Raw genomic sequence first — 8,667 nt, 5'->3', positions numbered from 1 at the left:
CCGGGCGACACCCGCACCAGCTGCCCCTGACGCCCTGACCCACCCGGCGTCCCCACCGGAGAACCGTCGCCATGAACACGGCGACGGCTCTCCCCATGCCCGGAAGCGTTCGCCCCCACCCCTGCCGGCCTTCCACCGGCTCCGAACAGTCGGACATCCCCATGCCCAGCTCCCCTGCCCTCCCGAACCTGTCCCCCGCCGCGTACCTGCGCTGCTATCCCCGCGACCCCGCCGGCATGCGCGCGCATCATGAGGTCATGCACCGGTTCGCCGCTCGGCTGGGCATGCCCGCGCCCGTCGTCTACGTCGACGACGGTGTTCCCTGCACGGGACTGCGGCCCCAGTTCGAGCAGCTCACCCGGGCCGTGGCCGCCGGCCGCCACCGCGTCCTGCTCGTACCGGGCCCCTGGGTCTTCAGCCCCGACGACGCCAGGGCACGCACAGCGCTCCGCATGCTCACCGCCGCCGGTTGCCGCCGCATCCTCCAACTGCCCCGTAGTGCGGCACAGCAAGGACGGCGCCCCACCTCGGGAACTCGATGAACAGGGTGGTCCCACGCGTCACGGACGCGTGGGACCACCCTGTTCACACTGCCGGTGCAGCCGTCATGAGCCTCGAACGACGGTGAGGGCGAAGGTGTGGATCTTCTGGTTGGCAGGCAGGGTCACGGTCGCGATGGTCTTGGCGGGGTCGAGCGCGATCTCGTTGTGGAAGAGCCGGTAGCTGTTGGCGGTGTTGGCATAGCCGGCCTGCGTGTTGCGGCCGGTCGTGGAGAAGGCCAGCGTCGATCCGAACTCGGTGGCGCTGGAGGTCGTCCAGTTCGGGAAGCCGATCGATCCGGTGGACGTGGTGCCGTCGGTGTAGGTGACGGTCACGGTGTCGGTGACGTCGCCGGCCTCTGATCCGAGGAAGGCGAGCTTGTTGCCGCTCCTGCCGTTGCCCTGGATCACCGCGGAGCCGCCGGCGATGTTGTTCGGGGTGCCGGTGGCCGCGCCGGGCCAGGTGAAGCTCACCCCGTTCGCGGTCACGGTCGCACCGGGCGTCACCCCGACCGAGGCCAGCTGCTCGGCGGAGAAGCTGTTGCCGATGCCGTCGAAGTTGCCTGGCGCGACCGCGCTCTGCGAGGTGACGCCGACGTTGTTGTAGGCGGACGAAAGGTCCAGCGGACCCGCGGCGGCGGCCACCGCGACGGTGAAGCTGCGCTGGGCGTCCGCCGTACCGGGCGCACCGTAAGCGGTGATGGTGAAGGTGGCGGCGCTGGTGGCGGTCGGCACGCCGGTGATGCCACCGGTGTCGGCGTTGAGCTTCAGACCGGCCGGCAGCGCGCCGGCGGTGACGGCGTAGCGGACGGTCGTGGGGACGTTCGTCTGCACCCGGGCCTCGTAGAGGCTTCCGGTCTGCAGGGCGGGCAGGGAGGTGGTGGTGAACGCCGCGGTGGGGACCGCGACGGACTGCGCGCCCCCGATGGGGTTGCCGGAGGCGTCGACTTGTTGCAGGGACCAGGTCTTGCCGGCCGTGACGACGCTGAGCTTCCAGTGCTTGGACACGTCCTGGAGCTGCGTGCGCTGGGCGGCGGTGAACGCGCCGAGGTTGCGCGCGGTGTCCCACTGCTTGATGGCGTCCAGCAGCACCGGGGTGTTCGATCCGGTCAGCTTGGACAAGGAGGTCTGGAAACCGGCCCCTGCGTTGAGGCCGGCCCCGCGGGCCAGGGTGTCCTGGAGGGTCTGGAGGTTGTCGGTTCCGCGGAGCCCGATCCAGCCGAGCATGCCGGGCAGGTAGTTGTCCCGGTAGTACGCGTTGTTGACGAACACCTGGTTCATGCTGGTGATGCCGATCTCGCCCCAGCTGGCCCGGGAGACACCGTCCCAGATGTTGGAGCCCATCCGGCTGGCCTCGGCGATGAGGCCGTCCTTGGAGGTCCGCTGGCGGTAGGTCCCGTTGACGAGGCTGGCCATTCCGTACGCGCCCCAGCCGGACTGGGAGGCCGACTCCAGCCCGTCGTAGGACATCGCCTTGATGCCGGTGGTGTTCCACGCGGTGGCGAACCGGCCGGCGATGGTGTTGATGATGTTCAGGTTGCCCAGGGCCCCCTGATACCCGTTCTCTGCAATGCGGGAGGCGGTCTTGCCGACCGGGTAAGAGGCAGCGACGGAGCTCCACTGGTGGCGGGCCAGGCCGGTCACCTGACACTCGCTGCCCACCTGCGCGAAGCCGGTATAGGTGACGTACTCGGTGCCGATCAGCAGCCGCTTGCCGTTCATGCCGCCGGCCATCGGAGCGCAGCCGGCGAGGTACGCGGTGGTGTCGGTGGCAGCGAGGGCGCGGGTCAGCGAGGAGCTCTGTCCGACGACGAGGTCCGGGCTGGGCGTCGGCGTGACGTACCCGTCGTGCGGCTCGATGAAGTCGGACAGGGTGTGCACGCCCAGGTTGACGCCGTTGGCCTTCGCCTGGTTCACCGCGTCGGCCGCGCCGCTGTCGCTTCCGCCGAGGGTCGAGTCGAACTCGAAGTGGCCGCTGGACTTCCACGGCCCCTGGTTCCTCATCGAGTAGATCACGTTCATCCCGGCGGCTTTGGCGAGCCCGGCGGCCTGGGGGATGTTGCCGGTGTTCAGATCGTCGAGGACCAGGATCGACTGGGACGTGGCCTGGGCGGTCTTCTGCCATTGGCCGTTGATCGTCGGGTACGGCAGGTTCTCGCCGGTCGCGATGCCCGAGAGCACCGTGGGCGCCATGTCAGGCGTCGTTCCGAACAGGGCGATCTTCGATCCCACGACGCTGCCCTGCCCGGACGGCAGAGGCGGAACCGTGATCGGGTAGCCGGTACCGCTGTACACGACGGTCGAACGGGTGCGCTGCTTGGTGTAGTCGAAGGTGAACGCGCGGAGCAGGGTCCCCCAGGAGGTACGTGCTCCGGCGCTCCACTGCTCCAGCGGGGCCACCTGGAGGTTGGACGGGTTGCCCGAGACCTCGTTCTGCCAGCCCATCCCGGTGTACTCGCGGGGCCAGCCGCCTTCGGTACGGTCGGTCAGCGGCTTCATGCCGATGGCGAAGTCGCCGTTGCGGACGATGCCGACGGACTCGCCCAGGGTCTGGGTGACGCTCGTCGGGATCGGGCCCCACAGCAGCGTCTGGACGTCCGCGCCTTCGGGTGCGATGACCTTGGTGACGGTGAGGGTCGAGTAGACGGACTGGTCCTGGACCGCCACGTGCACTTCGTAGCCGGCTGCCGTGTTCTTGAAGACGAGCGAACCGTCGGTGCCGAGTGCCAGGGACGTCGGCTTCACCTGCTGCCCGCCGATCACCAGGCTGACGAGGGGAGCCGTGCCGTGCCCGCTCGCCAGGTGGTTCTGGGCCGTGCGCCTGTCGACCAGGCTGGTGACCTGGCCCGTGGCGTCCATCCCCAGGCGCAGGTATCCGGCGTCCACCACGACACTCCCGGAAGCGTCCGAGACGACCGCCGCCGAGACGGTGCCCGCGCTCAGGCCGGTGAACGTTGCGGTGATCAACGCTGCGGCCGCGAGGGCGGCCATGGTGCGTGTTCCGAATTTCGGTGCAAGTTGCATGGGACATCACTTCCTCGTGAGGTAACTGCCGTGCCACTGCTGTGGTGCCGTGCCGCGCCGTCCCCCCGCGAGGGCAGGGCCGAAGGTCCGGAAGGTGGGTGCGCGGCTCCCGCTGGGCTGTCGCTCGACAGCGGGGGGGGGTGGGTGGCCTGCGAAGCAAACCGATCAGCAGGTTGATCGAAACTGCTTGAAATCTGCCGTTTGTGAGCAGATATGAGAAGCCGGTCTGCGGTGGGGTGAGTATTAACGAAGGGGACCGGCCAGGTCTAGCCACCGTTATCGGACCGTTGCCCGGCATCGCTGCGGAAATCGGAAGCCGTTCGGCCTGGGTGGAGCCCTGCTCACGGTGGCGAACCCACCGGTTAGCGGAATGTGTTCGACGGACGGTCGGGCCACGGAAGTGCTCCGGACCCGACCATGGTCTGCCCGCACTCGAACGTCGGCCGCGCCGCCGGGGCGAGCCGGCCGACGGGGATCTCAGGCGCGCAGGACCCGGACGCCGCAGGCGGCGATGGCCTCTTCCTGATCCGCGGTCAAGTGATCGTCGGTGACCAGATCGTGGACCTCCGAGAGCGGGCAGATTTCCGCGAAGGTCACCCGGCCCACCTTGGTGCTGTCGGCCACGACCACGGCTCGGGCGGCGCTGCGCAGGAAGGCCCGGTCGGTGTGGCCCTCCATTTCGTCGTACGTCGTGCAGCCCTCGCTCGCGGTCAGGCCGTCCACGCCGATGAAGGCGATGTCCAGGTGGTACTGCGACAACATGCGCTCCGCAGCCGGGCCGACCAGTTCGTAGCTCGCGCTGCGCGCGTTGCCACCCACCACGACCAGACGGATCTCCGGCCTGACGATGAGGTCGGCGGCGATGTTGACGGCGTTGGTCATGATGGTGATCCCGCCGCGTTCGGCCAGGACGCGGGCCAGCTCACTGGTCGTCGTGCCGCCGGTCAGCCCCACGACGGCACCGTCCGGCACCAGCCGCTCGGCGGCCAGGGCGATGCGCCGCTTCTCCGCCTGCTGCTTGCCGTGCCGGTGGCGCAATGGCAGTTCCAGATTGACGTTGCCGACGACCGCGCCACCCCGCGTCCGGTGCAGCCGCCCCTGATCGTGAAGTTCCTGGAGGTCGCGCCGGACCGTCGCGGCCGAGACGTTCAGCAACTCCGCCAGCGCATGCACGTCGGCGCTGCCCACCTCGGCGACGTGGGAGAGGATCCGGGCGGTGCGGTCGGCTTTGAGCATGGCGAGAGTCTAGAGCAGGCCGTTCGAGCGGCCCGCTGAGCGTGCCTCAAGGGCCTCGTACACCCGCTCCGGCCCCGGCCGACCACCCGATCCGCGTCCCCGTGGAGCCACGGCCCCTTGCTCACACTTGCGCGTTCTTGCTCAAAGAGGCTATACATCACTCATCTTTGAGCAGCACCGTTCAATTTTGCACAGGAGGACGTCATGGCCCACGTCGATGCGGAGATCGCCAGTCAGCCGGAGTGCTGGCAGCGTGCCCTCGATCTGACCCCCAAGGGTCTTCCGGAGTCCGGCGAGCGCGTCGCGGTCGTCGGCTGCGGCACGTCGTTGTACATCGCACAGGCCTACGCGGCCTTGCGTGAGGCCAGGGGCGCCGGCGAGACGGACGCGTTCGCCGCTTCCGAGTTCCCGGCCCGGCGCCGGTACGACCGGGTCGTCGCCCTCACCCGCTCCGGAACCACCACCGAGGTGCTCGACGCCCTGGCCCGCAGCGGTGACACCGCGACCGTCGCGATCACCGGGGATGTCGCGACGCCCGTGGTCGATGCGGCGCAGGACGTCATCGCCCTGGACTTCGCGGACGAGCAGTCCGTCGTACAGACCCGGTTCGCGACCACTGCGCTCGTCCTGCTGCGCGCGCACCTCGGCGCCGTCCCGGCGAACCTGCCCGCACAGGCCGAGCAGGCCCTGGCCGCTCCGCTGCCCGAACGAGCCCTCGCTTCTCAGCAGTTCACCTTCCTGGGCACCGGCTGGTCTTGCGGCGTCGCCCACGAGGCGGCGCTCAAGGTCCGTGAGGCGTCGTCCTCGTGGACCGAGTCCTATCCGGCCATGGAATACCGGCACGGCCCGATCAGCGTCAGCGGACCCGAGAGCACCGTCTGGTTCTTCGGGCCGCCGCCGGCGGGCCTGCCCGAGCAGATCGCGCGGACCGGCGCCCACGCCGTGATGTCCACGGTCGACCCGCTGGCCGAGCTGATCCGGGCCCAGCGCCTGGCCGTGGAACTGGCCAAGGCCCGCGGCCTGGACCCCGACCGCCCGCGCAACCTCACCCGCTCCATCGTGCTGGACCAGCCGTGACCCCTCGGTGCGACGTGACCGGGCCGGGCCCCGCCGAGGCAGGCAGACGGTGAGCGTCATCGCCCTCGACGTCGGTGGCACCCACATCAAGGGGACCGTCGTCGAGGAAGGGCGGATCCTGAGCCACGCGCACTGGCACACCCGGGCCGAGCGCGGTCCCGACGCCGTCATGGACACCGTCCTCGGCTGCGCCGACGCGCTCGTGGCCCGCGCTCGGCGTCACGGCTCCGAGCCGCGGGCCGCCGGGGTGGTGGTGCCCGGGCTGGTGGACGACGAGGAGGGCACCGCGGTCCTCGCCGCCAACCTCGGCTGGCACGACACTCCCGTACGCCTCTGGATGACCGAGCACCTGGACCTCCCGGTTGCCTTCGGTCATGACGTCCGGGCCGGCGGGATCGCGGAGGGCCGTCTCGGGGCCGGCCGCGGTCACTCCGATTTCGCCTTCGTCCCGGTGGGGACGGGGATCGCCGCCGCGCTGATCATCGGCGGCCGCCCGTTCGCCGGGGAACACGGCTTCGCCGGGGAGCTCGGCCACCTGGTCGTGCGCCCCGGCGGCCACCTCTGCTCCTGCGGGAACCGCGGTTGCCTGGAAACCCTGGCCTCCGCCTCGGCCATCGCCCGCCGCTACGCCGCCACGACCGGCGAGGCCGGGGTCAGCGCGAAGGACGTCCATCTGCGGGCGCAGGCGGGCGACCCCCTGGCGGCATCCGTCTGGACCGACGCGGTCGATGCGCTGGCCGAGGGCCTGGCGGCCCTCACGACCGTGCTCGATTTCGGGCGCATCGTCATCGGCGGGGGACTCGCCGAAGCGGGCGATCCGTTTCTGGGTCCGTTGCGGACGGCCGTCGCCGATCGCCTCACCTTCCGCGGCCCGCCGGAACTGGTCGCCGCCGAACTCGGCCACCGCGCCGGGAGTCTGGGGGCGGCCCTGCTCGCGCAGGACCTGCTGGACGGCAGCGATCGATGATCCTCACCGTGACCCTCAACACCGCCCTCGACCTCACCTACCGGCTTCCCGAGGTCCGCCGGCACGCCAGCAACCGCGTGCGCGAGGCCAGCCAGCAGGCCGGCGGCAAGGGCGTCAACGTGGCCCGCGTGCTGGCCGCGCTGGGACACGCCGCGGTCGTCACCGGCTTGGCCGGAGGGGCGACCGGACGAGCGGTGCGTGCGGACCTCGCCTCGGCAGGACTGCACGACGAACTGGTCGAAGTGGCCGGAGAGACCCGCCGCACCGTGGCCGTGGCCGAAGAACTGGACGGCGACACCACGATCTATCTGGAGCCGGGCCCGCTGGTCTCCGCGGCGGAGTGGCACGACTTCCTGGAGCACTACGAGCGCCTGCTGCCCGGGGCGTCCGTGGTCGTGCTCTCCGGGAGCCTGCCGCGCGGACTGCCGACGGACGCCTACCGGATGCTCGTCGAACGGTCCACGGCCCACGGCGTTCCGGCTGTGCTGGACGCCGACGGTCCGGCACTGCTGCACGGGCTCCCGGGCCGTCCTGCCCTGATCAAGCCGAACGCCCATGAACTGGCCGCCACGTCCGGAACCCAGGACCCGCTGGAGGGTGCCGAATTCCTCCGCTCCGGCGGAGCTGCGGCTGTCGTCGCCTCGCTCGGGCCGCGAGGCCTGCTCGCCTGCACCCCGCAGGGCCGCTGGCAGGCCCGCCCGCCGGGCCCGATCTCCGGCAATCCGACCGGTGCGGGCGACTCCGCGGTCGCCGCGCTGGCCCTCGGGCTGGCCACCGGGGCCGCATGGCCGGACCGGCTCCGGCACGCGGTCGCCCTGTCGGCCGCCACCGTCCTGGCACCGCAGGCCGGCCGCTTCGACGCCGCTGCCTACGACCGCCTGCTCAACCTCGTCCGAGTCGAGGAACTCGGCCCGGCACATCATCGAGGAGAACCATGCCCCTGACCGCAACCGGCGAGATCGTCGACCCTGCGCGCCGAAGCGGCCGCGGCGTCGGAGCCTTCAACGTCATTCAACTGGAGCACGCCGAGGCGATCGTCGCGGGAGCCGAGAGCGCCGGCGCCCCGGTCATCCTTCAGATCAGCGAGAACGCCGTGCGCTACCACGGCGGCTTGGCACCGATCGGCCGCGCCACCCTGGCGGTGGCACAGGGCGCCGGCGTGCCGGTGGCCGTCCACCTCGACCACGCCACCGACCGGTCGCTGGTCCAGCAGGCAGTCGCGCTGGGCTTCACATCAGTGATGTTCGATGCCTCGGTTCTCGACTACGAGCAGAACGTGCGGGCCACCGCCGAGGTCGCGGCCTTCTGCCACGACGCCGGCGTCTGGGTGGAGGCCGAGCTCGGCGAGGTCGGGGGCAAGGACGGCGTCCACGCGCCCGGCGCCCGAACCGACCCGGGCGAGGCCGAGGCGTTCACGAAGCGCACCGGTGTGGACGCACTGGCCGTGGCCGTCGGCACCTCGCACGCCATGCTCACGCGGGACGCCGTCCTGGACCTGGAGCTGACGGCCGCCCTGCGTGCCGCCGTCCCGGTGCCGTTGGTACTGCACGGCTCCTCGGGCGTGGCTGACGAGAACCTGGCCGCAGCCGTCACCCACGGCATGACCAAGATCAACATAGCGACCCACCTGAACCAGGCCTTCACCGCGGCCGTCCGCCGGCGTCTGAGCGCGGACTCCGTCCTGGTCGACACCCGGGCCTACCTGGGTGACGGCCGCGCGGCCGTCACCCAGGAGGTGTCCCGCCTGCTGCGGATCCTGACGGAGCCCCACGCCGGACGGGCCACCGGCTGAGCCAAGGAATGACCCGACCCCGCGGGGTCGGG

The 8,667-nt window shown here is 71.0% G+C and carries 7 protein-coding genes; 5 read left to right on the top strand and 2 right to left on the bottom strand.

What is annotated here, in order from left to right:
- The first annotated feature begins 161 nt into the window (after positions 1–161).
- A complete protein-coding gene (locus AB0M92_RS35280; RefSeq protein ID WP_366106444.1) occupies positions 162–542 on the top strand; it encodes a recombinase family protein in 381 nt (126 codons plus the stop codon).
- Between the two features lie 63 nt (positions 543–605).
- On the opposite strand, the gene AB0M92_RS35275 is transcribed toward AB0M92_RS35280, so the two are convergent.
- Both AB0M92_RS35275 and AB0M92_RS35270 read right to left on the bottom strand, forming a co-directional pair.
- Positions 606–3,563, bottom strand: a complete 2,958-nt coding sequence (locus AB0M92_RS35275; protein WP_366106443.1) for an Ig domain-containing protein — start codon at positions 3,561–3,563, stop codon at positions 606–608.
- A gap of 477 nt (positions 3,564–4,040) precedes the next feature.
- A complete protein-coding gene (locus tag AB0M92_RS35270) occupies positions 4,041–4,799 on the bottom strand; it encodes a DeoR/GlpR family DNA-binding transcription regulator (protein ID WP_366106442.1) in 759 nt (252 codons plus the stop codon).
- Positions 4,800–5,003: 204 nt separating this feature from the next.
- Here AB0M92_RS35270 and AB0M92_RS35265 point away from each other — a divergent pair, with 204 nt between their 5' ends.
- The 4 genes from AB0M92_RS35265 to AB0M92_RS35250 are packed head-to-tail and all read left to right on the top strand — an operon-like array spanning position 5,004 to position 8,635.
- Positions 5,004–5,876: a sugar isomerase gene (locus AB0M92_RS35265; RefSeq protein WP_366106441.1), complete on the top strand. Its 873-nt coding sequence runs from the start codon at positions 5,004–5,006 to the stop codon at positions 5,874–5,876.
- Positions 5,877–5,925: 49 nt separating this feature from the next.
- Positions 5,926–6,843, top strand: a complete 918-nt coding sequence (locus AB0M92_RS35260; RefSeq protein ID WP_366106440.1) for an ROK family protein — start codon at positions 5,926–5,928, stop codon at positions 6,841–6,843.
- On the top strand, positions 6,840–7,787 hold the full coding sequence (locus AB0M92_RS35255) for a 1-phosphofructokinase family hexose kinase (RefSeq protein ID WP_366106439.1): 948 nt from the start codon (positions 6,840–6,842) through the stop codon (positions 7,785–7,787). Before AB0M92_RS35260 ends, AB0M92_RS35255 begins: the two co-directional genes overlap by 4 nt.
- Positions 7,778–8,635, top strand: coding sequence for a class II fructose-bisphosphate aldolase (locus AB0M92_RS35250; protein WP_366106438.1), 858 nt, complete (start codon positions 7,778–7,780; stop codon positions 8,633–8,635). Before AB0M92_RS35255 ends, AB0M92_RS35250 begins: the two co-directional genes overlap by 10 nt.
- Positions 8,636–8,667 lie beyond the last annotated feature (32 nt).

Source organism: Streptomyces sp. NPDC051582, assembly GCF_040681715.1.
Lineage (GTDB): Bacteria > Actinomycetota > Actinomycetes > Streptomycetales > Streptomycetaceae > Streptomyces.
The sequence above is the reverse complement of the archived record's forward strand: the minus strand, read 5'-3'. Positions and strand labels throughout refer to the sequence as shown.